This window comes from Amycolatopsis tucumanensis, assembly GCF_021654135.1.
Taxonomy (GTDB): domain Bacteria; phylum Actinomycetota; class Actinomycetes; order Mycobacteriales; family Pseudonocardiaceae; genus Amycolatopsis_E; species Amycolatopsis_E tucumanensis.
On sequence record NZ_JAKGSD010000031.1, the window covers coordinates 48,208 to 73,048 of the forward strand.

The 24,841-nt window shown below is 71.0% G+C and carries 21 protein-coding genes and 1 tRNA gene; 9 read left to right on the forward strand and 13 right to left on the reverse strand.

The window, feature by feature from the left end:
• Positions 1-21 precede the first annotated feature (21 nt).
• Positions 22-498: an Lrp/AsnC family transcriptional regulator gene (locus tag L2C96_RS27035; protein WP_027935626.1), complete on the forward strand. Its 477-nt coding sequence runs from the start codon at positions 22-24 to the stop codon at positions 496-498.
• A gap of 152 nt (positions 499-650) precedes the next feature.
• Positions 651-1,055 (forward strand): SsgA family sporulation/cell division regulator, encoded by a 405-nt coding sequence (locus L2C96_RS27040; RefSeq protein ID WP_020416486.1) that lies wholly within the window; start codon positions 651-653, stop codon positions 1,053-1,055.
• Positions 1,056-1,798: 743 nt separating this feature from the next.
• On the opposite strand, the gene L2C96_RS27045 is transcribed toward L2C96_RS27040, so the two are convergent.
• From L2C96_RS27045 to L2C96_RS45185, 6 genes are all read right to left on the reverse strand, one after another.
• A complete protein-coding gene (locus L2C96_RS27045) occupies positions 1,799-2,485 on the reverse strand; it encodes a hypothetical protein (protein ID WP_237338249.1) in 687 nt (228 codons plus the stop codon).
• 256 nt (positions 2,486-2,741) lie between these two features.
• A complete protein-coding gene (locus tag L2C96_RS27050; protein ID WP_237338250.1) occupies positions 2,742-3,392 on the reverse strand; it encodes a response regulator in 651 nt (216 codons plus the stop codon).
• Positions 3,389-4,636, reverse strand: coding sequence for a sensor histidine kinase (locus L2C96_RS27055; protein WP_237338251.1), 1,248 nt, complete (start codon positions 4,634-4,636; stop codon positions 3,389-3,391). The genes L2C96_RS27050 and L2C96_RS27055 overlap by 4 nt, the downstream gene beginning before the upstream one ends.
• A 184-nt stretch (positions 4,637-4,820) precedes the next feature.
• Positions 4,821-7,118 (reverse strand): molybdopterin-dependent oxidoreductase, encoded by a 2,298-nt coding sequence (locus L2C96_RS27060; protein WP_237338252.1) that lies wholly within the window; start codon positions 7,116-7,118, stop codon positions 4,821-4,823.
• A 133-nt stretch (positions 7,119-7,251) separates the two neighbouring features.
• The gene (locus L2C96_RS45180) at positions 7,252-9,057 is read right to left on the reverse strand and encodes a rhodanese-like domain-containing protein (protein ID WP_308191181.1); all 1,806 of its coding nucleotides are present in this window, start codon (positions 9,055-9,057) and stop codon (positions 7,252-7,254) included.
• 816 nt (positions 9,058-9,873) lie between these two features.
• Positions 9,874-10,218, reverse strand: a complete 345-nt coding sequence (locus tag L2C96_RS45185; protein WP_308191182.1) for a hypothetical protein — start codon at positions 10,216-10,218, stop codon at positions 9,874-9,876.
• 13 nt (positions 10,219-10,231) lie between these two features.
• Here L2C96_RS45185 and L2C96_RS45190 point away from each other — a divergent pair, with 13 nt between their 5' ends.
• A complete protein-coding gene (locus L2C96_RS45190) occupies positions 10,232-10,546 on the forward strand; it encodes a L,D-transpeptidase (RefSeq protein WP_308191183.1) in 315 nt (104 codons plus the stop codon).
• On the opposite strand, the gene L2C96_RS27080 is transcribed toward L2C96_RS45190, so the two are convergent.
• Positions 10,543-12,837 carry a helix-turn-helix domain-containing protein gene (locus tag L2C96_RS27080; protein ID WP_237338254.1) on the reverse strand — a complete coding sequence of 765 codons (2,295 nt, stop codon included), beginning with the start codon at positions 12,835-12,837 and terminating at the stop codon, positions 10,543-10,545. The two genes, L2C96_RS45190 and L2C96_RS27080, sit on opposite strands and share 4 nt — an antisense overlap.
• Entirely contained in the window at positions 12,834-13,994 is a 1,161-nt protein-coding gene (locus tag L2C96_RS27085; RefSeq protein ID WP_237338255.1) for an Hsp70 family protein, read from the reverse strand. Before L2C96_RS27085 ends, L2C96_RS27080 begins: the two co-directional genes overlap by 4 nt.
• Before the next feature lie 226 nt (positions 13,995-14,220).
• Between L2C96_RS27085 and L2C96_RS27090 the strand changes: the two genes are divergently transcribed.
• The 3 genes from L2C96_RS27090 to L2C96_RS27100 all read left to right on the forward strand — a co-directional run bounded on the left by L2C96_RS27090 (position 14,221) and on the right by L2C96_RS27100 (position 19,431).
• Positions 14,221-16,278 carry an IniB N-terminal domain-containing protein gene (locus L2C96_RS27090; RefSeq protein ID WP_237338256.1) on the forward strand — a complete coding sequence of 686 codons (2,058 nt, stop codon included), beginning with the start codon at positions 14,221-14,223 and terminating at the stop codon, positions 16,276-16,278.
• A gap of 109 nt (positions 16,279-16,387) precedes the next feature.
• A complete protein-coding gene (locus L2C96_RS27095; protein WP_237338257.1) occupies positions 16,388-18,187 on the forward strand; it encodes a dynamin family protein in 1,800 nt (599 codons plus the stop codon).
• Complete coding sequence (locus L2C96_RS27100; RefSeq protein WP_020416474.1) at positions 18,184-19,431, forward strand: P-loop NTPase family protein; 1,248 nt, start codon at positions 18,184-18,186, stop codon at positions 19,429-19,431. Before L2C96_RS27095 ends, L2C96_RS27100 begins: the two co-directional genes overlap by 4 nt.
• Before the next feature lie 51 nt (positions 19,432-19,482).
• Here the strand turns inward: L2C96_RS27100 and L2C96_RS27105 are convergent, their stop codons facing one another.
• The 3 genes from L2C96_RS27105 to L2C96_RS27115 all read right to left on the reverse strand — a co-directional run bounded on the left by L2C96_RS27105 (position 19,483) and on the right by L2C96_RS27115 (position 21,332).
• Positions 19,483-19,689 (reverse strand): hypothetical protein, encoded by a 207-nt coding sequence (locus L2C96_RS27105; RefSeq protein WP_237338258.1) that lies wholly within the window; start codon positions 19,687-19,689, stop codon positions 19,483-19,485.
• Positions 19,689-20,942: an aKG-HExxH-type peptide beta-hydroxylase gene (locus L2C96_RS27110; protein ID WP_237338259.1), complete on the reverse strand. Its 1,254-nt coding sequence runs from the start codon at positions 20,940-20,942 to the stop codon at positions 19,689-19,691. Before L2C96_RS27110 ends, L2C96_RS27105 begins: the two co-directional genes overlap by 1 nt.
• A gap of 129 nt (positions 20,943-21,071) precedes the next feature.
• On the reverse strand, positions 21,072-21,332 hold the full coding sequence (locus L2C96_RS27115; RefSeq protein ID WP_237338260.1) for a hypothetical protein: 261 nt from the start codon (positions 21,330-21,332) through the stop codon (positions 21,072-21,074).
• A gap of 94 nt (positions 21,333-21,426) precedes the next feature.
• Between L2C96_RS27115 and L2C96_RS27120 the strand changes: the two genes are divergently transcribed.
• From L2C96_RS27120 to L2C96_RS27130, 3 genes are all read left to right on the forward strand, one after another.
• Positions 21,427-22,200, forward strand: coding sequence for a FadR/GntR family transcriptional regulator (locus L2C96_RS27120; RefSeq protein WP_017986219.1), 774 nt, complete (start codon positions 21,427-21,429; stop codon positions 22,198-22,200).
• 76 nt (positions 22,201-22,276) lie between these two features.
• Positions 22,277-23,452, forward strand: a complete 1,176-nt coding sequence (locus L2C96_RS27125; RefSeq protein ID WP_237338261.1) for a hypothetical protein — start codon at positions 22,277-22,279, stop codon at positions 23,450-23,452.
• Positions 23,453-23,571: 119 nt separating this feature from the next.
• The gene (locus tag L2C96_RS27130) at positions 23,572-23,778 is read left to right on the forward strand and encodes a hypothetical protein (protein WP_237338262.1); all 207 of its coding nucleotides are present in this window, start codon (positions 23,572-23,574) and stop codon (positions 23,776-23,778) included.
• A 60-nt stretch (positions 23,779-23,838) separates the two neighbouring features.
• On the opposite strand, the gene L2C96_RS27135 is transcribed toward L2C96_RS27130, so the two are convergent.
• Together L2C96_RS27135 and L2C96_RS27140 are read right to left on the reverse strand one after the other, a co-directional pair.
• Positions 23,839-23,923: transfer RNA gene (locus tag L2C96_RS27135), tRNA-Ser, on the reverse strand.
• 20 nt (positions 23,924-23,943) lie between these two features.
• Positions 23,944-24,408: a MarR family winged helix-turn-helix transcriptional regulator gene (locus L2C96_RS27140; protein ID WP_020416469.1), complete on the reverse strand. Its 465-nt coding sequence runs from the start codon at positions 24,406-24,408 to the stop codon at positions 23,944-23,946.
• Positions 24,409-24,841: the final 433 nt, after the last annotated feature.

Below are 24,841 nucleotides of genomic sequence, written 5' to 3' on the forward strand. Positions count from 1 at the left end.
GGTTTTGGTTACGATGCGGTGGTGCCCGCCGTTGACCTGGACAAACTCGACTACGAGATTTTGCGACGCCTGCAGGACGACTCGCGGACGATCGCCGAGACGATCGGCGCCGAGGTGGGCCTGTCGGCTGCCGCGGTGCAGCGCCGCATCAAGCGGTTGCGGCACGCCGGCGTGATCTCGCGCGAGGTCGCGGTGATCGATCCGCCGTCGGTCGGGGTCCACATGACGTTCATCGTGATGGTGGAGATGGAGCGCGAGCGGCTGGAGGTGCTGGACGCGTTCCGGAAGCAGGTGCTGGCTGATTCCGCTGTGCAACAGTGCTACTACGTTACGGGGTCGGCGGACTTCATCCTGGTGGTGCAGTGCCGGGACATGGGGGAGTTCGAGGCGTTCACGCGGCGGATGTTCTTCGACAACGGCGAGGTGCGGCACTTCACGACGAGCGTCGCGATGGACCGCGTCAAGGTGGGCCTGACCGTTCCCCTGAACGGCGGCTGATCACGACGGTCCCGCGTGTTACAGGTTCGAAGATTTTGCAACCGATCGCGTGAAAGTCGCCCGCGACGCATCATTTTCGGGCTCCGCTTACATCTCATCGCTGTCCGACCCGTTCGCGCCGGGAGCGCGAACAAGACCGCGAGAGGTGGCACGTGAACACCGATACCGTCACCCAGAGCCAGTTCGTGTCACTCAACGGCTCCAGTGCTCCAGTCCTGTCTCGACTGTCGTACGTCGCGAGCGAGCCGTTCGCCGTGAACATCGCCTTCCGGACGGAGCGTGGCCGTTGGGTGGAGTGGACCTTCGCCCGGGAGCTGCTCGTCACGGGCCTGCGCGAGCCCTCCGGCATCGGCGACGTGCGAGTCCGCCCCGACCTGTCGACCGACGAGGGCATCCTCATCCTGGAGATCGAGTCCCCCGACGGCTACGCGCTGGTCGAAATCGAGCGCGAGGACGTCGAGCGCTTCCTGGACGCCGCTACGGAACTCGTCCCGCTGGGCACGGAGAGCGACCGCTTCGACGTGGACGCCTTCATCGACGAGATCACGAACGTCTGACCCTGGCACCGCACCCTCGCGGCGCCGGGGTCGCCCCCGGCTGACTCCAGGCACGAGGCTGACTCACCCCGTGCCACCCCCATCGCTCGGCTGGCCCGCGCGGTCAGCTCAGTCGGTGTGACACCCGACGGCTCGACACGTCGCCAAGCCGACACCCGACGCCGCCGACGCGTTGGCACCTCGACGTCTCGACAAGCCGACGCGTCGACAGCCCGCCAGCTATCGACCTGTCGGCAAGCCGGCACCTCGGCTACTCGGCGGCTGGGCGTTTTCGACACAACGGCTCCCCGCACGCCGACACCTCGCCACCACAGCAGGGCGCCGGCTCGGACCACAGCAGGCCGACACCTCGGCATCAGAGCGGGACGCCGCCCGGGCCCCTGCACGTCGACACAGCGGCTCCCCGCACTTCGACACAACCCGGTACCTCAGCAGGTCGCCGCCTCGGCACCGCAACGTGGCGCCACCTCGGCTCCCCTCCACGTCGTCGCCTCGACACCCTGCGTCGCCTCAACACCTGCAGTCGGCGACTCAGCAACTCAGCAGCCCGACGCGTCACTGACTCGACATCTCGGCACGTCGGTGCTCGGCCGACCTGATTCCGCCACCAGCCCGCCCACGGGGAACAGCCGCCTCAAGCCTGCGCAGCCAATCCTGGCCCCGGCTTACCTGCCCATCGGGTCAGCCCAGAACCCAGGCTGCAGCTTCGCCGACGATTCCTCGGCCGGCACCGACCCAGAGCGTCAGCGACCGAGCGGCCCGAAGGACCGCGGAGACCGGTCCTGCTCCTCGTCGAAGTCACCGCGCGGGTCGATCTGGTTCCACGTCCAGACCTCGAACAGCTGCTTGATCTGCTCGTCGAGCGTCTGGCCGAGCGGCTTGCCCTGCTCCGTGGTCTCCTCGACCGGACCGGTACGCGCCTCGCCGCGGTCGGCGGCCGTCTTCTTGGTTGCGGTCGGCTTCTTCTGCACCGGCGCAGAGGTCTTGGCCGTCGGCGGCGCCACTGGCGGTGCGGTGGTCACCGGCGCCTGGGGAACGGAACTCGTGCTCGGAGCCGGTTGCACCGGCTGATTGACACCCGCGTTCGGAACGACCCCAGCGGCCACCGCGGGTGCAGTCTCCGCATCCTGGCCGGCGCCGAAGGCGCCACCCGCGATCCAGCCCACACCCACGAGGACAACAGCCGCAGCTGCGACCAGCAGATTGCGACGGACCCGCCGGAGCAACCGCCGCTTCTCCACGGCGCCGGGCAGATCAACCACCACCGGGGCGAGGGCGAGCTCGCCGGACACCGGCGGGAAGTCGGCACCTGTGGGCTCGTCGTCTTCGACGGGCTTGGGCGCGCTCGCCGCAACGATTCCCGTACGGTCCGCCAGTTGCACGCTCCACACGAGGTCATCCGACCTGTCACGCAGGATCGTGCGCGCCATCAACACCCTCCATCGGCACGGCGTGGACTGTCCCCACTACTTCGCCGCTCGCCGGGCGTCACTCGACCACCCCACAGAACCAGCTGCGGCTCGGGAAAAGCTACCAGCGCGATGAGTTCATCGATGGCGAGAGACTCTCACTTTCCCTGATCATGGAGAAAGATAACTCCATCGGGTGATGATCAAGTGCACAATCCTGCGGTCCGTAGTCATCGCCCTCTCCTGCTCGCTCGACCTGTCGTTACCTTCTGCCCCTTCACCTCCCCTCAGCGCTGGTTTCCCACGCCCAAGCCGCGATCGCGACCCGATTACACAGGCCCAGCTTCCGCTGGATGCTCCTCAAGTGCGTTTTCACCGTTCCTGCCGTGATTCCCAGAGCCTCGGCGATCTCCAGGTTCGTCTTCGCCTCCGCGACGAGACGCGCTATCTCCCATTCCCGGTCGGTCAACACCGTCGGCCGGCGACCACCGACGGCCGGTAGGCCCATCTGCCGGAAGAGGCGCATGGTCATCTGTGGACTGATCAGCATGTCGCCCGACACGGCAGCGCGAACACCTTCAACCAGCAACCCAGGCCCGGACCGCTTCAACAGGAACCCGCAAGCACCGTTCTGGAGCGCGACTCGCGCGTACTCGTCGAGTTCGAACGTCGTGATCACGATGACCCGCAGTGGATCCGCCACCTCCGGTCCGGCAAGCTCCTGGGTCACCGACAACCCGTCGCGTCCCGGCATCCGGACGTCTACCAGCACGACGTCCGGCCTCAACTCACGAGCCCGTTGCACGGCCGATTCCCCATCAGCCGCCTCACCGACCACCTCGAGATCGTCCTCAGCCTCGAAGATCTGGCGCAGAGTGCGGCGAACCACCTCCTGATCGTCTGCGATGAGAATCTGGGTCGTCGTCACGAGACCACCGGGATCACCACGTGAACGGCCCAGCCCGCCTGCCCCACCGGACCCGCCCACGCTGTCCCGCCGAGCGCGACGACTCGTTCTGCCAAGCCGCGCAAGCCCGACCCACCGGCGCGAGCCCGCTTGAGCAATCCCTGCCTTCGCACACCGTCGTTGACCACTCGGACGAGCAGGTGCGCACCGTTGCGGCGTACCGCCACCGACACCTGACGCGCCTCTGGAGCATGGCGCCGTACGTTTGTGAGAGCTTCCAGCACCACGCGGCGGATCGTGCCCGCGATCTCAGGCCGCACTTCCTCCGCTCGCTCATCCAACTCCAGCCGCACCCGGATGGGTCCGAGCGCCTCGAACCGTTGCACCAGGGCTGGCAGGTCTGGGGGCCAGCGTGACCGCTCGACGTCGGCCATTCCGGGCGCGTTCTCGCCGTGTCGAAGCCAGCACAGCGCCTTGTCAATCGAGTCGAGCACGCGAACGCCGGCCTCTTCGATGCGCTCCAGCGCACGATGCGCATCGCCCGGGACACGGCCGGGAAGCCGCGCAGCCTGAGCCTCCAGCACCAGCCCGGTCACCTCGTGCCCCAGCCAGTCGTGCAAGTCGCTCGCCAGTTGCAAGCGCTGCTCGCGGCGCGCGGCACAAACGGACTCCTCGCGCTTCTGGTCGAGAGACCTCAGGTACAGGCCAACCGCCACTGCACATGCTGCCAACAACGCCCAGCCGAAGCACCACTCGCTTGCCGAACCAGTCGGCGGAGACGCACGCGAACCGGCCGTGAGCCGCAGTGGCGCCAGAACCACCGCACTCATGAGCAACCCGGCGAAGAACGGCGCACCCCGCCCCTTCGCCTGTCGGACCGCCTGCACGAGGACGCACAGCAGGAAAGCGGTCTCCAAAAGCAGCCACGAAGCGAGGCTCTGAGACGCCGCTTCGCCGTCGCAGAACGTCGCCATCAGCGAGCTCACGGCTGCAACCCCGGACGCCGCAGCAATGACCGCGGGCCTGCGGGTGCGTTGCATCGCGATGCCCAGCGCGGCAAGGAGAACCACCAACGAAGACGCGGTGGTGAGCACGGTGCCGACGGGCATCGCCACGAGCACCGTGCACACCGCCCCGAGGACTGGGACAGGCCAGCCCAGTTCTGCCTTGATCCTTCGGCCGATGCCGGTGGTAGCGCTCATGTCTTCTCCTCGCTCGGAATTGGCGGTGATAGGAGAATGCACGAACTGACTCGCGAGCACCATCTACCAAAAGACAGATATTTCCGGGATCGCCAGAACGATTAGATCGATTGGGTTAGAGACTGAATTCGATTTTGGTGTACTGTCGAAGACACCGCAGGCCACGAGAACCACCGAATCTGCTGCGGTGCAACCAAAATCGAGGACAAGGAGCTTCCATGCGCTACACCCTGCCCACCATCTCCAGCTACACCTCGCGTGTGCGCGAGATGACCGGTGGTCGATTCACGACAATGCCAGGTGGTTCACCCGCGAAGCGCTCGATTTCGACCAGCACGTGCTGCCCCGTGCACCCTTGGGACAGTCGTGACGACGGGACGTCCGCGGTGAGCACGTTAGGGTTGCCGTGCACGCACAGGGATCCCGCCGGATCGAACCAGGCGCCGGTCGGCAGCTGTGCCACGCCAGGGCGAAGATCGGTGCAGAGCAAGGCTCCAGCCAGACAAGCGCCGCGGTCATTGAATATGCGGACCACGTCTCCGTCGCTGATTCCCCGCCGACCCGCGTCGTCCGGGTGCAGGCGGACGGCCTCCCGGCCGGCGACCTTCGCCGCCTGGCTGACCGCACCGCCGTCGAGCTGACCGTGCAGCCGCGTGTGGGGCTGGTTGGCGATGAGGACCAACGGGAAACGAGCGGCCCGCTCACCGCCGGACCACTCGACGGGCTCCAGCCAGGCTGGATGACCAGGACAGTCGTCGTAACCGAACGAAGCCACTTTCTCGGAGACGATCTCGATCCGGCCGCTCGGGGTCGCGAGCCGGTTGGCTATGGGGTCGGCCCGGAAGTCGGCCCAGAGCGTCCGGTCGGTCTCCATGTTCGGCAACCGGAAGCCGCCCTCCTCCCAGAATTCCTCGAAGGACGGCACGAAGATTCCCTTGCCGGCCAGGCGCTGCCGCCAGGTGCCGTAGAGGTGCTCGAGCCACTCGCGCGCCGTGCGGCCCTCGGTGAACCGCTCCTCGATCCCCAGCCGGGCAGCCAGTCCGGCGAGGATCGCGTAGTCGTCCCTGGCCTGGCCGCAGGGTTCGGCGATCCGGTGCATCGCGACGAGGTGGGTGTCACGGCGGCCGGAGCCGAAGTCTTCACGCTCCAGTGCTGTCGTGGTGGGCAGAACGATGTCGGCGTGCCGTGCGGTGGCGGTCCAGAAGGGTTCGTGCACGACGACGGTGTCAGGCCGGGCGAACGCATTTCGTAGGCGGTTCAGGTCCTGGTGGTGGTGGAAGGGGTTGCCGCCGGCCCAGTACACGAGACGGATGTCCGGATAGGTGCGTTCGGTGCCGTCGTACTGGTAGCGGGTGCCGGGATTGAGGAGCATGTCCGCGATCCGGGCAACCGGGATGAACTGCTTGACCGGGTTGATCCCCTGGGACAGGTAGGGCACCTGGAAGTTCGGGCCGATATCGCCGCTGTCTCCCATGGAGCCGTATCCGTGCCCGAAGCCGCCCCCGGGCAGCCCGATCTGGCCGAGCATGGCGGCGAGGGCGATGGCGGCCCACACGGGTTGCTCACCGTGCTCGATGCGCTGAAGGCTCCAGGTGACGGTGATGAAGGTGCGGTGGGTGGCCATCCGCTTGGCGAGGTCGACGATGTCCGCGCCCGAGATGCCGGTCAGGGCGCTGGCCCAGGCGGCATCCTTGACAGTTCCGTCGTCGGCGCCGAAGAGGTAGCGCTCGAACGCGTCGTAGCCGGTGCAATAGCGGTCGAGGAAGTGGCGGTCGTGCAACCCTTCCGCGGCGAGGGTGTGCGCGAGCGCGAGCATGAGTGCGGTGTCCGTCGCGGGGCGGATGGGATACCACCGCGCGGCCAGCCGCTGCGGGAGATCAGCGCGGAGTGGGCTGATCAGGGCGACCTCGACGTCGCGGTCGGCGAGCTGGGCGAGGAACCCGGGTGTGTGGTGCCGGGTGACTCCGCCGGGTGTGACGAAGACGTTCTTCTCGGGGACTCCGCCGAACGCCACGAGTAGTTCGGTGTTCGCCACGATCGTCGGCCAGCTCGAACCATTGCGGAGGACATCGTTAGCGGTGCCGACGATGTGCGGCAGCACCACCGAGCTGGTGCCGTTGCTGTAGGTGTTGCGAGAGGAGGTGAAACCACCGAAGGCGTTGAGGAACCGGTGCAACTGGCTCTGGGCGTGGTGAAAGCGGCCAGCGCTCGCCCAGCCGTAGGAGCCGCCGTAGATCGCCTCGTTCCCGTGGTCGGCCCGGACCCGTCGGAGCTCGGCGGAAAGCAGATCAAGGGCCTCGTCCCAGCTGACCTCGACGAAGTCCTCGTGACCGCGTTTCGGATCCGGCCCCGGCCCGCGCTCCAACCACCCCCGTCGGATTGCCGGCGCCGCAATCCGGTTGGGGTCCGTCAGGGCGCTCGGCAGGTTGCCGAGTAACGGTGACGGCGCCGGGTCTTCTGGGTGCGCGGCGACCTGAAGGTGCCCGTTTTCGTCTAGTCCGGCTGAGAAGGCTCCCCAGTGCGAGGTGCTCGGCCGCAAGCGCATACGTCTACAACTACCAGGAAGGAAGGTGCGCGACCGTGTGGTGAGAAGTGAGCGTGGACATGTCCGGGCACGCGCTGCCCGGGCTGGGCTCCCTGCGTGAAGCAACCGACCCGGGCAGCACGTGGTCGCTTCGCTACGGGTTCGGGCCGGTCGCCGCGGGACGGTCGGGCTGGTTCGACCACTGCGACCACGAACCGGGGTACAAGGCCGCGTCGATGCCGGCGATCGCGAGGGCCGCGATCTCGTGAGCCGCCGTCACACCAGAGCCGCAGTACACCCCGACCGGGCCTTCGGCTGCGCCGAGCTCGCGGAAGCGGGCGGCGAGCTGCTCGGGCGAGCGGAACCGACCCTCGGTGGTGAGGTTCTCGCCGGTCGGCGCGCTGATGGCACCGGGGACGTGGCCGGCGCGGGGGTCGATCGGCTCCTGCTCGCCCCGGTAGCGCTCGCCGGCGCGGGCGTCGAACAGCGTGCCCTTACCAGGCAGCGCGGCTGCTTCGTCGATGGTGAGGACGGGCAGGTGACCGGGTTTGAGGACGATGTCGCCCGGCTCAGGGTTCCGGCCGAAACCGGTTTCCAGAGGCCGGTCGCCCCACGCGGCGAGCCCGCCGTCGAGGAGCCGGACGTCCGCGACGCCCGCCCAGCGGAGCAGCCACCAGGCGCGTGCGGCGACCAGGTTCCCGCTGTTGTCGTAGACGACGACGGACGAGCCCTCGCGAATACCCCAGCGGCGGGCGGCGGCTTGGAGCGCGTCGAGGTCTGGCAGGGGGTGGCGTCCCTCTGCGGGGGACGGCGGCGCGGCCAGTTCGGTGTCGAGGTCCACGTACACCGCGCCCGGCAGGTGGCCGTCGAGGTAGTGGCGGTGCCCGTTCGGGTCGCCCAGTGCCCAGCGCACGTCCAGCAGGACGGGTGGGGCGGACGAGTCGAGCTGCCGCTGGAGTTCGTCGGCGGTGATCAGGACCGGTGGCCGCGGCAGGTCGAGTTCCGCCGGGTCGGCCGAACCCGGCGCTTCGCCACGCGAGGCGGCCAGCGCGAGGCGGCGCTGCACCGCGGCGTTGAACGGTGTTGGGACGCCGTGCAACCGTCCGAGCAGGACGATCTCGCCGTTGAGGTAATCGCCTTCGACGGATCCGGCGCCTCGGGCCAGGCTCTGGCGGGTGGAGCTGCCGGCGCGTGGACGTCCAGGGATCTCGGCCGCGTCCGCGGCTGAGGCGTCTATTTCGGACGCTTCGCGTAGATCGACCGGTTCGATCCCTGCGGCGGCCAGCACTCGACGTCCCTCGGCTCGCAGGTCCCGGCTCAACGACGCGGTGCGCTCGTCGTGCCCGAAGAGCGCGTCGACGGCGTTGCCGAGGTTGGCGAGGAGCTTGCCGGCCTTCCAGCGCAGCAGGTCCGGCACGAGCTGGACGCCGAAGCCGGCTGTGCGCAGGTCGGCCGCGATCGCGCTGAGGCGCGGGTCGTCACCGGACGGGAACTGCCCCAGCCACAGGATGCCCGGCAGTTCAGCGCCCTGGGCGCTCACCTCACCCGGGTCGATGTAGGACACCGGCATCCACAGCGACGCGCCGAACACGGTGGCGAAACGACGCAGTGCCGCGCGCTCGTTCTCGAGGCCGTTCTGCAGCATCACGACCGGCAGGTCGGCGGCGAGGCCGGAGCCGGCCGGGCGCCACGACCACTCTTGGAGGACCGACTCGGTGTCCTGGGTCTTGGTGGCCACGACGAGGACGTCCGACGAGGTCAGTTCGACGTCGGCGGCGCTCCCGGCGACGGGCACCCGCACGAGCTGCTCGCCGGTGGGCCGGAAGTACCGCAGCCCCTGTTCGCGGATCTTGGCGCCGTGCTCGCCGCGCGCGATGAGCACGACCGGAAGGCCGGCGAGTTGCAGCTGAGCGGCGACGGTCGAGCCGACCGCGCCCGCTCCGATGATGACGTAGCGCATGGGGCCATCGTGCCCGAGCGGCGGGCTGGGGGTCTCGGTGCTTCCGCGGGTTGGGACTCGCACCGAGGACGCGCCTGGAGGCCGGGACTCTGCCCTGAGGGCTGGGGCGTGGGCGCGGGACGCTGGTCGTGGGACGCGGACGCGAGGCGCCGGGGACGAGACGGCCGGCGCCCGGCGCTCGACGCGAGACTGGCGGACGTGGAGCGCCAGGTGGGGGCGTTGGGCCGCGAGGCGCTGGTCGCATGGCGACCCGCACAAGGCGTGGGGCACCGGCCATGGGGGCGCGAGGCGGTGGGTACGAGGCTCCCGCGCGGCGGGTGTGGGGGTGGGAGCGAGGCGCTCGGGTGAACTGCGCGGGGCGCGGGGCGCGGGGCGCGGACGTGGGGTCGGGTGCCCAACGCAGGGAGCGGGCACGGACGCCGGACGGGGAGGCACAGGCAGGAGCAGACGCAGACGCTGAGACGGAGGTACCGGCACAGGCGGAGACGGGCCTGCGGCCGTGGCCGGTGGCTGGGGCCGGTGGCCGGTGGCCGGTCGCCTGGGGCAGAAGCAGGGGCTGGTGCTGGGGCTGGGGCTGGGCCGGTGGCAGGGGCAGGGGCTGGTGGCAGGGGCAGAGGCTGGGGTGCGGCCGGTGGCTGGTGGCCGGTGGCCGGTGACTGGGGCCGGGGCCGGGGCCGGGGCCGGGGCCGGGGCCGGGGCCGAACCAAATCACCTGAGGCAACGCCCCACCACTCATCCGAGTGGACTTTGCCCCTTCAAACCTGGTGCAACAAGATCGTGACCTGCGGCGCTCAACCACCACCCCGCGGACCACGTCTATCCGCTTGTAGACGCCGAACCGAAGAGCTGGGGGAATCGAGTGACCGTCAAGAAGATGGTGCTGGCCGCGGCGGCCGTGGCAGCCGTGTTGGTGCTCGGCGCCTGTGGGGGCGCTTCTGAGCAGGCCGCCGTGCAGCAGGTCGCCGCGACCACCGCCGTGACCAGCGCTGCCCCCACCACCAGCGCGCCGCCCGTGACCACCACCTCGGCTGCGCCCGCGCCGAGCACCAGCAGCTCCGCGCCCGCGCCGTCGAGCAGCTCGAAGACCTCCACCTCGAAGAAGACCACCAGCACGACGACCAAGGCGAAGGCCGCCCCCGCGGGGGTGCCCTGCTCGGCCACCGTCGACGCGTGCGTGGATCTCTCCGCGAAGAAGGCGTGGCTCCTCAGCGGCGGCGAAGTCGTCTACGGACCGGTCCAGATCATGCCCGGCTCGGCCAGCGACCCGACCCCCGTCGGCACCTTCCGCGTCTCCGCGAAGGTCAAGGACTACCACAGCCGCGAGTTCGACGCCCCCATGCCGTACTCGGTCTTCTTCCAGCCCGGCATCGCCTTCCACCAGGGCAGCCTGTCCAAGTACTCGCACGGCTGCATCCACCTGTCGCCGAGTGCGTCGCAGAAGTTCTTCGGCACCCTGGCTTCCGGGGACACCGTGCAGGTCGTCCGCTAGGACGCCACCTGCACGATCTCCCGCAGCTCGGCCAGCAGCTCACCGCGACTGCCCGCGCCAAGGCGCTGGCGCATCCGCGCCATGTGGTGCTCCACCGTCTTCGCCGAGATGAACAGCCGGTCACCGATCTGCTTGTACGTCAGCCCGGCGACCACGAGCTCCGCGACCTGCCGCTCCCGCTCGCTCAGCCGCACCCCGCCCGTGTGCTCCACCGCCTCCCGGCCCGGCCGGCCCTGGAGCACACGGGCGCAATCCAGCAGGGTCACCATCGCCTTCCGGTCGGATGTCCGGATCGCCGCCTGCCCGGCCAGCCGCGCGCCGTCCCAGCACAGGCCCACCCCGTGCAGGTCACGCGCAGCCGTCTCGACCGCCACGGCGTCGACCTCGCCGCCCAGCACCTCCAGCCAGCACTGCGCCGCGCGGGCGATCGTCGCGAAGTACGGGCCCGCCGACGCCGCCTCCGACAGCGCCGCGGCGTGTGCGGCCGCCTCCTCCGGCTGCTCCGCGATCACCGCCGCGTGCAGGCCGCTCCAGTGCAACGCGCTCGCCCACAACGGCGGATTCCCCAGCCCGGCCAGCAACTCCCGCGCCTGCCGCAGGTGCGGCGCCAGCCGGTCCCGCTCCCCCAGCCGCGCCGCAGCCACCTCGAACTCGCCGAACGGCAGGAACGTGAACAGGTCGACCGGGTGCCGGACCACCGCCTCGCGCGCCTGGATCCAGATCCGCCGCAACCCGGCCAGATCACTCGATCGGCGCGCAAGCCCGACTCGCAACCCGACCGCGAACAACCAGTCCCGCGGCGACAACTGCTCCCCCGCCGACCGCAACTGCGCGGTCGCGCCCTCCTCGTCGCCACGCAGCATCGCGATCCACGCCAGCAGCAACCGGTGCCGCGGCACCAGCACACCCGACGACACCGCCCGCTCCAGCAACGGCTCGGCGATCGCCGCCTCACCCGAGTGCAACGCCACCAGCGCGCCCAGCGCCGCCGGGCTGTCCGGCAGCAGCACCCGGTCCGACACCGGCTCCAGCATCTCCGCCGAACGGATCAGAGTGGACAGTGCCACCGTCGGCTGGTCCGTCACCGACTCCAGCACACCACGAGCCGCCGACGACACCGCGCCCGCGAGCAGCGTCGGCGGACCGTCCACAGCGGACTTGCCGAGCAGCTTCTCCGCCTCCGCCAGCCGGCCGGACCCGGTCAGGCCGATCACCGCGAAGCAGCGCGCCGCAGCCGTGTCGGACCACTGGAACAGCTCCGCGCTGCGCGCCAGCTGACCGCGATGCGCCAGCGCCGCGCCCGCGACCTGCGCCCCCTCGGCCCGGTCCACCGCGTCGTCCGCGGCGATCACCTGGTCGGCCAGCTGCAGCGCCGTGTCGAAGTCCCCGGTCCGCGCGACCGCCTCGGCCCAGCGCGTGCCCACCGCCGCCGTCGGCCGCCCGGCCCGCACCGCCGCCTCGTACAACCGGGCGGCCAGGGCCGGATCGCCGGCCGCCTCGCCCGCGGCCACCTCGAACGCCGTCGCGACGTCCGCCCCGGTCACGCCCGTCCCGATCAACGGCCGGACCAGGCTCAGCACCGGCCCGCTGCGGTCGAGCTGCCGCCGGATCAGCCGCAGCCGCAACGCGATCCGCCGGTCCGCGGGCACCAGCTCACGCAGGGCCCGCGCGGCGACCGGCAGCAACCGGCCGTCCGGCCCGAGGTACCCGGTCGCGCGCACCGCCTCGACCGTCGAGGCGGGCAGGTTCAACGCGGCGAGCAGGTCCGGGTCGGCCCCGGCCTCGACCGCGAGCAGGTAGCACAGCGAATCCTCACCGGCCTGGTCCAGCTCGTGCCGGAACGCCGCGACCAGCTCACCGTCACCGCCAGCCAGCAGGCGCACGAACCCCGGCACGCCGCCGGTCTGCGCCAGCACCGTGTCGACCGCCAGCGGCCGCCCGGCCCTGGCCAGGAACGTCTCCGTGCACAGCCGGTCGAACGGCCGCAGCACCAGCTGTCCCGTCAGACGGCCGAGCACCTGGTTGAGCGCGGAGGGCCGCGGGTGCGGACGGGCCGCGATGACCAGGCCGGCCGACTCGTCGTCGAGCTGCCGGGCCACTTCGGACAGTTCGGCGTCGGTGAGCAGGTGGGCGTCGTCGACCAGCCGCACGCCGGGCGCGCCGGCGAGGTGGTCGAGCACGGCGGTCTTGCCGTAGCCGCCAGGGGCCACGATCGCGAGGCGGACCGGCGCGAGCTGACCGGATTTGATCGCCGCGCAGACCCGCTCGGTGGGTTCGTCCAGCAGGATCACTCGTCGTCCTCGCTTCGGGAGCCGCCGCGGCGGGAGGGCGCGAACCGGCGACGGGGCGGTTCGAGCGGGGTCAGCACGACGGGCGGCCGCGGCGGAACGGGTTCGTCGTCGTACACGTCTTCGGGTTCCAGGTCGGGGAAGCCGGTCACCTTGGGCACGAGCGCGGTCGACTCGACCGCCGCGCCTTCCACGAGCCGCGCGACCAGCGCCGCCCCACGCGCGACCGCGGACGCCGGCTCGGGCTCGGCGACCACGCGGCCGCCGGTCAGCCCGGCGACCACTTCGGCCAGCAGCGGGACCGCCGCCGTGCCGCCGACCAGCAGCACGGCGCTCAGCCGTTCGTACCGGCGCAGCGGTTCGAGCGTCGCGAGCAGGCCCGGCCGCACCATCCGGTCGAACTCCGCACGCGTCACCCGGACCGGCCCGATCTCGGTCTCGGGCAGCGCCGACAGCCGCTCCTTCGCCTCCGCGCACACCAGCCGCAACGCCGACGGCGCGACGTCTCCGCAGCGCTCGCGGACGTGCTCGAACAGCAGGTCGTCGAGCGTCTTCCCGGCCGTCGGCTCGGCCGGTTCGGCGTGCGTGACCAGCTCGAACGTCGTGGCTCCGCGACGCAGCACGGCGAGGTCTACGTGCTCACCGCCGATCCGGCACACCCCGACGAGCGTCTGCGGATCGATCCGCTCACGCGCGAGGTGCCCCTCCGCGGCGGCGACCGGCGTCGGCAACAGCATCGCGGGCGGCAAGCCGGCCGCGGCCAGCGCGTCCAGCAGCAGCTTGCGCCGGTAGGTGCCCCAGGACGGCGGGTGGGTGATCGCGATGCGCTCGGCAGGCTCGCCCTCGTCGGCGGCGACCTGGTCCACGACCCACCCTGCGACGGCGGCCGTGAGCGCCTCGGCCGTGTACAGCTCGTCACCGAGGAGGAACGGAACGTCGTCGCCGACCCGGCGCAGGAAACCACGCGCCACCCGGTCGGGTTCCACGACCGACCGCCGCACCGCCTCCGCGCCGACCGACACCGTCGCGTCCGGAGCGACGTGCACGACCGACTCGACGCCAGGCACGACCACCGGCTCCGACCAGCGTTCGCCCACGTCACGGCACACGGCAGCGGCGATGCCGGTGCTGCCGATGTCGATGCCGAGAACGTGACGCATAGGGGTTGAATCCTCACTCACGGGGTCGCCCCTTCGTACCAAAGTCGCCCGTTGGGGTCACATCCCCTAATCCCCTAACCGGTGGCCCCCATGGCCTCGCCGAAGGTTGCGGACCGATCCCCGATGCCTCGGTAACGGAACGGTCACTAGGTTCTGCCAAGGCGTCCTGCGGTGCACCCTGGACGCCTTGTCCGTTTTCACCCCCCGAGATCCGCGGAGATATTCCTTGTCTCTCCCCGCCCAGAACCTGCACGAGTTCGTGCTCACCCTGCTGAACGACGAGGCTGCCCGGTCGGCGTTCGCCGCCGACCCGACCAGCGCGCTCGCCGCCGCCGGCTTGAGCGACGTCACGCCGCAGGACATCCAGGAAGTCGCCCCGCTGGTCGCCGACTACGCGCCCGCGCCGCTGGCCGACGCCCTGTCCGCGCTGCCGCTCGACGCCGACGTGACCGACCTGCAGGGCGCCATCGCCCAGCTGCAGGCCGTCGCGGACGCGGCCGACGCGCTGCCGGTCGAGGCTCCCGAGCTGCCCCTGGACGTCCCGGCCCGCGCCGACCTGCCCGTCGACACCTCGGCCCTGCCGCTCGACACCTCGGCCCTGCCGCTCGACACCTCGGCGCTGCCGCTGGACGCGTCGGCCCTGCCGCTCGGTGGCGAGCTGCTGGGCGACCTGCCGGTGGAGCTGCCCGCGCTGAGCGACCTGCCGCTGGACGTCCCCGCCGTCGACGGCCTGCCGCTCGACGTGCCGGTCCGCCAGGACCTGCCGGTCAACGCGCTGCCGGTGGACCAGCTGCCGCTGGACGCGCTGCCCACGGACAGCCTGCCCACCGACGCGCTGCCGGTCGAGCTGCCCGAGCTGGGTGACATCCCCGTCGAGCTGCCCGAGCTGAGCGACCTGCCGCTGCAGCCGCCCGCCGTCGACGGCCTCCCGCTGGACGCGCGCAACGACCTGCCGACCGAGGCGCTCACCGGTGCGGCCCCCGAGCTCGGCGAGCTGCCGGTCGGGCTGCCCGAGGTCGAGGGCCTGCAGGGCTCGCTGCCCGGGCTCCCGGTCCAGCTGCCCGCCCTGGGCGAGCTGCCCTCGCTGCCGACCGTGGGCGCCGAGCGCGCCGACGTGCCGAGCGAGCTGACCGCCCTGCCGGTCGACGGGAGCGGCCTGCCCCTCGACACCAGCGCGCTGCCCCTCGACGCCGGTTCCCTGCCGGTGGGCACCGAGGACGTCGCCGCCCTCGGCGAGGCCGTCGGCCTGACCGAGCTGCCGGAGACCGGCGACCTGCCCGTCGACTTCGACACGTTGGGCTCGCTGCCGGTGGCCGCCCCGTCGCTGGGCGACAAGCCGTTCACCGCTCCCGACCTGGACATCCCGGCCGTCGGCCGCGTCGACACCGCCAGCGCGGGCTCCGAGGACGGCTACGCCACCACCGTGTCCTACGAGGGTGAGCTGGCCGAGGGCGCCGCCGCGGCCGCCGCCGCCAAGGAGGGCGCCGGTGTCGCCGGCACCGCGGGCACCCCGGCGGGCGCCTTCATCGGCAGCGCCGCAGGCAGCACCGAGGGCTTCACCGGCGGCTTCGCCGTCGAGAACAACGAGGGTGAGCTGCAGGGCGGTCTGACCGCCGGTGAGGACGCCGTCCTCGCGGGCGCCCGCACCGACTCGGCCCTGGGCACCTACACCCTCGGCGTCGACGGCACCCCCGCCGACGTCCCGAGCTTCGACGAGGCCGGCGACCTGGCCGGTTCGCTCGACTCGGACGTCCTCGGCCGCGCCGAGCCGGCCGCCGGCACGATCGCCGACTACATCTCGATCGGCGGTGACCTGGTCGGCGGCGGTGTCGCGCAGAACTCGGCCACCCTCGGCGAGTACCTGACGCTGGGTGGCGCGCAGGCCGGTGACCTGGTCACCAACGCAGGCGCCCAGGCGGGCACCGCGATCTCCGACGGTGGCCACCAGGCCGCGGACCTCGCCGCCGACCTGCCCGCCGCCCCCGGCGTGCCGGCCGTGCTGCCCGCCGCCGTCCCGGCCGAGATCCCGGCCGAGGCGCCCGGCGACCTGCCGGTCCACTTCGGCGCCGAGCTGCCGCAGGGCCTGCCGCACCTGCCGGTCGCGAACCCGCTGCCGGAGGTCACCAACCACGTCGAGCACGCGCTGACCACGGACCCGGTCAAGGAGGTCGTGTCCGTGACCGACAGCCCGCTGGTCGACACGCTCGGCCCGCTCAACCACGCGCCGCTGCCCGAGGCCGCCGACCTCGACAACCTGCACGGCGACCTGCCCCTGGGGCACTGACCGGTAGCCGCAACGGCGCGGCTACCACTCACCGATGAAGCGGCGGGGTTCGTCTCAGAACGGACCCCGCCGCTTCACGTTTTGGTCACGACACGGCACACTCCTCCGCGTGCTCGCACCACCCTGGCTCGACGTACTGGACGACACCGCCCACGTCTGCGCCACCCAACGGCGCCCGGACCTGGCCGATCGCATCCGCAGACGCAGAGCCCAGCTGCTCGACGAGAAGCTGCGGGTCGTCGTGATCGGGGAGACCGGCCAGGGCAAGAGCCAGCTGGTGAACGCGCTGGTCAACGCCCCGGTGTGCGCGGTCGGCGAGGACGCCACGACCACGGTCCCGGCCGTCGTGACGCACGCCGAGACGCCCACGGCGGCCGTCGTCACGGCCGGTCCGCGGGCCATCGAAGGCCCGGCGCGGCAGCCGGTGCCGGTGGAGTCGGTGACCGGCCAGGCCAATCGGGAAGCGGTCGCTGTGAGCGGTCCACCGGTCGTCCGGGCCGAGGTGGGCCTGCCCCGCGCGCTCCTCGCCGGCGGGCTGGCGCTGGTCGACACCCCGCCGCGGGCGGCGATGGAGACCGTCGACTCCGCGGACGCCGTGCTGATGGCCACCGACGCGACGAGCGAGCTGTCGGCGTCGGAGATCCAGCTGCTCGAGCAGGTCGTCCGGCTGTGCCCGACGGTGCTCGTGGTGCTCACCAAGATCGACCTGGTGCCCGGGTGGCGGACGGTCGCGCAGCGCAACCGCAACCGGCTCGACCAGCGCGGGCTGATGGCGTCGCTGATCCCGGTGTCCGCCGCGCTGCGGCTGGCCGCGGCCCGCACCGGCGACCAGGCGCTGAACGCCGAGTCCGGGTTCGGCGAGCTGGTCAAGTGCCTGCACCAGGACCTGCCAGGGCAGGCGGACCTGCTGGCCCGGCGCTCGGTCGCCGCCCTGAGCACGACCACCGTCGAGGCGCTGCAGAACGAGCTGACCGAGGAGTTCGCCGCGACGCAGCAGCCGGACAACGGCGACGCGGTCGCGCGGTGGCACGCCGCCGGGCGACGCCTGGAGAAGCTGCAGCGGGACGCGAACCGCTGGCAGACGCTGTTGTCCGACGAGGTGTCCGACCTGATCTCGGACGTCGAGTTCGACCTGCGTGACCGGACGCGCAAGATCCTGGTCGAGGTCGACGAGTACTTCGAAACCGCCGACCCGGCGAAGACGTGGCCCGAGTTCGAGGAGTGGCTGCGGGAGAACCTGACCACGGTCGCGGAGACGAACTCGGAGTGGCTGCTCGACCGGTTCGAGTGGATCGCCCGCAAGATCGCGCGGCAGGTCACGCCGCACCGCGAGGACGCGCTGCCCGACTCGCTGCCGCGCGAGGTGCCCGGTGACGCGGTCGGGGACCTGCGGATGCCGCGGGTCGAGCGGTTCAGCGTGGGGCAGAAGCTGTTCGTCGGGATGCGCGGGTCGTACAGCGGTCTGCTGATGTTCGGCCTCGCGACCACGATCGCGGGCCTGCCACTGATCAACCCGATCTCGCTCGGCGCGGGTGCCGCCTTCGGCGCGAAGAGCGTCTTCGAGGAGCGCGGGAACCGGCTCAAGCGGCGCCAGCACGCCGCGAAGACCGCCGCGCACCGGTACGTCGACGACTTCTTCCTGCGCTACGGCAAGCACAGCAAGGACACCGCGCGGCAGATCCACCGCGCGCTGCGTGACCGGCTCAACGGCGTCGCCGACGAGCTGCGTGGCGAGATCAGCGCGACCGCGAAGACGTTCAAGCAGGCCATCGACGACGACACGACCCGCCGCACGGTCCGGGCGAACGAGATCCGGCGGATGATGGAGGAGCTGAACGTGCTGCGCCGCCGCGCCCAGGCCCTGGCCACCCCGGCGCAGCTGCCCACGCAGCGGGGAATCACGGCGTGAGCCTGGCCGCGAGGACGCACGCGGTCCTGCAGGAGGCCCTCGACGTCTACCAGGACAGCCCGCGGGCGACGAGCTGGCTGCAGCGCCAGCTCACCCGGTTCGACGACCCGCTGCGGCTGGCGGTCGTGGGCCCGCGTGGATCGGGCCGGTCGACGCTGCTCGCCGCGCTGGCCGGGGAGCAGCCGCAGGGCGAGATGACCTGGTTCCGCACCTCGCCGGGTCGGTCGCAGGACGAGCTGATGCTGATGGACACCCCGGCGATCGACGGCGGCGCGGCGCCCAGCACGATCGAGGGGATCTGCATGGACGCCGACGCGGTCCTCTACCTCGTGCGGCGCCCGTCCGGAGCCGATCTGTCGTTCCTGCACACGCTGCAGGACCACCCGGTCGCGCGGGCGGCGGCCGTCAACGCGCTGATCGTGTTGTCGCGGGCGGACGAACTCGGTGGCGGACGGGTGGACGCCGTCATTTCGGCACGGCAGGTCGCGCGCCGGTACCGGGTCGCGCCGGAGGTCGCCGGGCTGTGCCAGGACGTCGTGCCGGTGGCCGGGCTGCTCGCCGCGGCGGCGCGCACCCTGACCGAGCCGGAGTTCGCGGTGCTGCGCGCGCTCGCAGCCGTGCCGCGGGAGGAGCTGGAACCGCGGTTGCTGTCGGCGGACCGCTTCGCGGCGGCGGAGTTCCCTGCGCCGGTGGCCGCGTCCGACCGCGCCACGCTGCTCGCGCGGTTCGGGATCTTCGGCGTGCGGCTGGCGTTGACGTTGATCCGCCGCGGCGCCGACACGTTGCCGGCGCTGGCTGGTCAGCTCGTGCCGCGCAGCGGCCTGGCCGACCTGCGTGAGGCGATCGACGGGTACTTCGTGGCGCGGCGGGACGTGCTCAAGGCGCGGTCTGCGTTGATCGGGCTGGAAGTGGTGCTGCGCATGGAACCGCGCCCCGCCGCGGCCGGGCTGGCGGCCGAACTAGAGCGGTTGCTGGCGGGCGCCCACGATTTCCGGGAGCTGCGGCTGGTGGCCGCGCTGCAAACCGGACGGACGTCTTTTTCGGCGGAGCTGAAAGCGGAAGCGCTGAGATTGCTCGGCGCCGGCGGAACTTCCCGAGCCGCGCGGCTCGGGCCGGACCAGGTGTTGCCCGCGGTGCGCCGGTGGCGGGACCAGGCGGAGAACCCGGAGCTGAGCGCCGGGGAGCGTCGCGCCGCGGCAGTCGTGTTGCGCAGCTGCGAAGCGATGGCGAACGGGACGATCTGAGGCCGTTCGTCACGAGGCTGTGGGCTCGCCTGGTTGACGAGCCCGGCCGGTTCAGTCGTCGTTGGAGTCGGCGGGCTTGAGGTAGGCGGTGCCGCCGGTGGGCATGCGGCGGAAGAAATCCACTCGCGTGATCGGCTGACCGTAAGGCTGACGGCCGAGGCCCGGATTCGGGGAAACAACCCCGTTTTCCGGCCGGGGAGCCATCGTTTCGCCGGGCCGGTTTTCGTGTCTCCGGCGAGGGTCCCACTGGACTGACATCAGTTTCCTTCCGACGCAAATGTTCCGTCCGAAGAGGACAGTACTCCTCCGCGCGGGGTGGCACGAACCAAGGTCGCTTCCACCAGCGCGCCGAGGACTGTCGCACGTTCGGCACCGATTTCCGACAGGGACTTCCCCGCCGGGGCCTGGCTAAGCTCGACGACCAGATCAGCCGCTTCCCCGTCGAGCCAGTGCAATTCCGGTGGGTCGCCAGGACGGCCGGCGAGCACCCGGCCGGTGGCCTCCATCCGGGCGAGCCGCACCAGCGGGTCCAGCGCGTAGTGGCCGGGCGGCACCGGACGGGTGACCGGAGACAGTTGTTCGGGTCCAGTCTCATCACACATCAAGGTGTGCAGCAGCCACCTGGCGTCGAATTCCAGCGCGTCCTCTTCACCGAGCAGCCAGCGGCCGATTTCGGTGGCGCGCTCACGAGCGCGGGGCAGCAGGGAATCCGGGCCGAGCCGCGGCGTTTCCCCGTGCCGCTCCACGTCCTGGGCGAACTGGGCGAGGCAGGTGTAGGCGTGGAACGCGGCGATGACCTGCTCCACCGGCCACGCGGCCGACGACCAGGACGGCCGGAAGACCCGGCCCTGCGCGGGATCGGCGCCGAGGAAGCTCCGCGTGATGGCGAAGTCGAACAGCTTGACGTGGGCGCCCTCGTGGATGATCGCCTCGGCGACCTCGTAGGGCGACGACGGCCGGTCGATCAGGACCAGTCCGGGGAAGAGCCGTGACGACGCGGAGATCAGGCCGCCGGAGGTCGCCGGATCGAGGACCACCAGCAGGCCGACGTGCGCGAGCAGGTCGTCGGCCAGCGCCGGGCTGATCTCGCGGACCTTGCGCAGACCGGCGGCCACGGTGGCCAGCGCTTCGTCGTCGCCGGTCAGCAGCCGCGGCGGGCGGCGACCGGGCAGGCTCTGCGTCTGGATCACCCGCATCGCCTCGGCGAGGTGGTCATTGGCCTCGGCGGCGGTGGCCACCCGGATCGAGACCGGGCCGGCCGGCAGTTCGGTCGTGATCGGACCGAGTTCGTCGTCGGCGTCCACGTAGGGCAGACGGCCGGCGAGTGCCTCCCCGATCCGGAAGCGGAACAGGGGGTTGTCGAGCTGCGCGACCGGAACTGAGTCGTGGCCGGGAGCCAGCAGATCGAGCCCCAGCCGGTACAGCGCGCGACGCTCCTCGATCACCGCGTGGGCGGGCGCCAGCGCCGCGTGCACGGTGGTGGCATCCGGCCAGGCAGGTCTGGAGTACATCCGAGCGCCGGCTTCTTCCGCTAGGAGGGGAACAGCCAAGGACCGCGCGAGAGTACAACCAGGCGGTCTGGCCCCCACACCGGGGGCGGCTGTCAGACAACAGACGGAGCCGCCCCCTGTCGTCCACGCTTACGCGCCCGTTCCGAGGAACGAGACGAGCTGCGCGAACCCCAGCACCGCCAGAACGAAACCCGCCGTCAGGGTCATCACGATGACCGTTCGCCACCCGATGATGGTCACCCCGAGAGCTACCAAGAAAATCACAGCGAACAGAGATTCCGAGTTCACAGCGAACACCTCCTCACTGGCCAGGTGGCGGTCCGGCTGGTGGCCCGCCCGCTCACCTTCGATGGCAGTTGTATGATCGCGGCGCTGTCGGTTGTCTGTCAAGTGACTACACCTGACAGACAACTTGCGTCTGGCATCAGCTTGGCGTTATGGTCTTCGGAAGCTCGGGGACCCAAGAGCTCGCGAGAGGTTGACGATGGATGACGAGAGCTGGGCTCTCTCACCGAACACGCGCAAGCCGCTGCCCGAACTGATCGAGGACAAGATCAGGTCGCTGATCCGCAGCGGCAAGTTCAAGGCGGGCGACCGGCTGCCGACGGAACCGGAACTGGCTCAGCGGATGGCGGTGGCCCGCAGTTCGCTGCGCACCGCGCTGCAGCGGCTCCAGCTCCAGGGCGTGGTCGAGGTGATGCGGGGCCGCGGCTGGTACGTCCGGTCGACCGACGTGTCCGAGCACGACGAGCCGCTGGTGTTCGACCGTCGGGTGAGCGACGCGGACCTGATGGAGGTCCGGATCGCACTGGAGGCGACCGCGGCGAGCCTGGCCGCGACCCGCGCGACCCAGGGCGAGCTGGACGACATCGCGAAGCTGGCGAAGCTGCACCAGTCCGCGTCCATCGACGACAAGGACGAACTGCTGCAGACCGACGAGGACTTCCACTCGGCGGTGGTGCGGGCCAGCCACAACGAACTGCTGGACCAGCTGTACCGGTCGCTGGTGCCCCAGCTGCGCGGTTACCGCCGCAACAGCTACGGCAGCTCCGAGGTGCACGTCCGCTCCGCGAACGACCACAACCAGGTCACGTGGTTCCTCAAGCGCCGCGACGAGGGCGGCGCCCGCGCGGCGATGGCCACGCACCTGCTCGGTCTGTACAGCGACCTGGTGGCGCAGACCGGCACCCCGCCCGGCGAGCGGGCCACGCTCACGACCTACGCACTGGAGGACGAGCCACGCTGGCACCGGGAGTGAATTAAGCCTATCGGCCGCTTTCGCCGTCGCGGCCTCTCCGCCGATCATGGGTTCTCTCGAACCGGGCGGAGAGGCTGTGACAGCTGGGGAGAAACAGCGGCCTGGTGTCGATACGCGCCCGAAACCACGCCCGGCGGTCCTTCGTCTCGCGTTCGTCCTGGTCCTCGCCGGTGTCGCCGCGCTGCTCACGGTCGTGTCCTGGCGGGCGGCTCCCGGGTGGCCGACCGCCCTGCACGACGTCCTGGAGGCGGTGTTCCCCCTGGTCGTCGTGGCGGGCGCGGCGATCGGCGGGTACGAGCTGTTCGTGCACCCCTGGCTGGTGACCGAGATGGCGCGGATCTCCGGCCCGCGGATCGTCGAGGCGCTGCTCCCCCAGCAGGTCATGGAGACCTTCCTGCACTCGATCTACGGCGACAACGAAGCCAACCGGGACGTCGTCACGGGCGTGCTGGGCGGCGAGGGGCTGCGCCCGCTCGGCGGAGACCTGACGATCAGCACCCACACCGGCGTGACGTTCGAGCTGAGCGCGGTGGACCACGAGATCTACCACCTGACGACCGCGGTGACCTACAGCTTCAAGAAGAACGTGCACGTCGACCGGTTCATCATCTTCGCGACGTGCAACGCGCTGCTGCGGGACTCCATCAGCGCCGGATGCCAGCTGCCGCTGTTCGAGCTGTGGTTCGTGCCAGACAGCTCGCTGTTCGAGAGTTCGGTGGACGACATGCTGCCGTCCGTGCGGCTGCGGATCGAGTACCTCGACGGCGAGGGCAGGCACCACGTGGCGTCGTCGAGCAAGCTGGAACTGCGCGAGGTGAAGTACCAGCAGTGGGCCGACTACCTGACGTTCTTCCGCACCAACATGGGCCCGCTCCCCCGCCAGAACACCCTCGACCACCTCGCCGACCTGCGCATCTTCGAGTGCGACCTGTCCGACATCGCCGGCGACGACCACACGGTGGCCGCGATCGAGCGCCTGTCGATGCGGGCGACCGCGCTGCAACGCATCGACGACGGCTACTGCTACTGGCAGGCGCCGTACCCGTGCTACGTCGAACGGATCTCCATGTCCGCCAAGGAGCTGGACATCGAGGGCGGGGACGCGTTCGAATTCCGGGTGGTGCCGTTCACGTTCCGCTCCAACACGGCGTCGGCGCGGTGGCTGAAGCCGGAGGAGCTGAGCGATCTGGACGTGCGGTCCTGGCTGCTGCCCGGGCACGGAGTGGCGCTGCTCTGGCGACCGGCGAAGTGAGGACGCGCGGATGACCGAGCCCGACTTCGACATCGACGCCTTTCTCGCGCGGCCGCTCACCGCTCACGTCGCCACCAGCGGGCCGACGGTGCGACATCGCGACCGGCGAGGTCCGGCAAGTGATCGCGCGCGGGAAGGCCGCAGTGCTGCCGTTCGACGTCCCGAGGGGGCGTCGCAAGCTCAGCCGCTACCTGGGAGCCGACGAAACCCGCTGGGACGAGCGGTTCCGGCGGTACCTCCACGACGACCCGGCCGAGCGGGGAACGGTCTGGCTCCGACTGCGCCCCAGCTCCCTCACCGCGACGGACCTCAGCTACCAGGTGTGAAGGCGCGCGCAGGCCTACGCCGGGGCGGCGTCACCCGGCATAGTGCCTGCTCGACAGACGCGGAAGCGGAGGGATTTGAACCCCCGGTCGGTTGCCCGACGCTCGCTTTCAAGGCGAGTGCATTCGGCCGCTCTGCCACGCTTCCCTGAGGCTCAGGGTAGCGGCTCAGCCGCCCAGGCCTTCGAGGTGTTCGTCGACCCGGGAGAAGACCCTCGCGAGCACCGACTGCTCCTCCGGGGTCATCAAATCGATCAGGTGGGCCCGCACGCCCTCCACGTGCGTGGGCGCCGCCTCCTTCAGCAGCGCCTCGCCGCCGGGGGTCAGTTCCGCCACCACGCCCCGCTTGTCGTCCGGGTCCGGGGCGCGGCGGGCCAGCCCCGCGGCCTCCATGCGCGCTATCTGGTGCGACAGCCGGCTCTTCGTGGACCCCATCGTGGTCGCCAGCTCGGACATCCGCATCCGCCGCTCCGGCGCCATCTCCAGGCACACCAGCACCTCGTAGTCCGTCAGGGACACGTCGTGCGCGGCGGCCAGCTCCCGGTGCAGTCGCTGGCGGAGCCGCAGCGTGGCGACGATGTACGCGCGCCACGCCGACATCTCCGGCTCGCTCAGCCACCGGACTTCACCCATGTCCGGAACAGTAGCGCCGAACTGCGATTACCAACCAACGAGGGACGGCGCACCGGTTGAGGATTCGTGCGCACAGGCGCATGCTTGGAGACAACGGTGGATCGGTCACCGGACCGGGGACGCACTACCCGGGTGTGGCCCGTCGGGCCGTCCGCCGGGAGAGGGTCAGGTGGTTCAATGACGAGAAGTTCCTCGCGGTTGACTACCGGATGCAGCTGTGGACCCACAGCCGGGATGCGGTGAACCCAGTCCGGCTGTGACTGTGAGCAGCAACGGGTTTCCATCTCGATGCGCCTCGACCATCGCTTGCGCACAACGGCGAACTCGAACCTGCTTCAGTGCGGTCTCCGTGTCCGCACAGCAGAGTTCCTCGCCGGCCCGCGACGTGGTCAGCCGCTGATTACAATTGACAACCTCGGTAATCCTGGGTGCG

Excerpts from the sequence above, each read along its gene's own strand:
- L2C96_RS27045 (WP_237338249.1), bottom strand. The coding sequence starts at position 2,485 with ATGGCGCGCACGATCCTGCGTGACAGGTCGGATGACCTCGTGTGGAGC.
- L2C96_RS27055 (WP_237338251.1), bottom strand. The coding sequence starts at position 4,636 with ATGGTGCTCGCGAGTCAGTTCGTGCATTCTCCTATCACCGCCAATTCC.
- L2C96_RS27060 (WP_237338252.1), bottom strand. The coding sequence starts at position 7,118 with ATGCGCTTGCGGCCGAGCACCTCGCACTGGGGAGCCTTCTCAGCCGGA.
- L2C96_RS45180 (WP_308191181.1), bottom strand. The coding sequence starts at position 9,057 with ATGCGCTACGTCATCATCGGAGCGGGCGCGGTCGGCTCGACCGTCGCC.
- L2C96_RS27085 (WP_237338255.1), bottom strand. The coding sequence starts at position 13,994 with ATGCGTCACGTTCTCGGCATCGACATCGGCAGCACCGGCATCGCCGCT.
- L2C96_RS27105 (WP_237338258.1), bottom strand. The coding sequence starts at position 19,689 with ATGTCAGTCCAGTGGGACCCTCGCCGGAGACACGAAAACCGGCCCGGC.
- L2C96_RS27110 (WP_237338259.1), bottom strand. The coding sequence starts at position 20,942 with ATGTACTCCAGACCTGCCTGGCCGGATGCCACCACCGTGCACGCGGCG.
- L2C96_RS27120 (WP_017986219.1), top strand. The coding sequence starts at position 21,427 with ATGGATGACGAGAGCTGGGCTCTCTCACCGAACACGCGCAAGCCGCTG.
- L2C96_RS27140 (WP_020416469.1), bottom strand. The coding sequence starts at position 24,408 with ATGGGTGAAGTCCGGTGGCTGAGCGAGCCGGAGATGTCGGCGTGGCGC.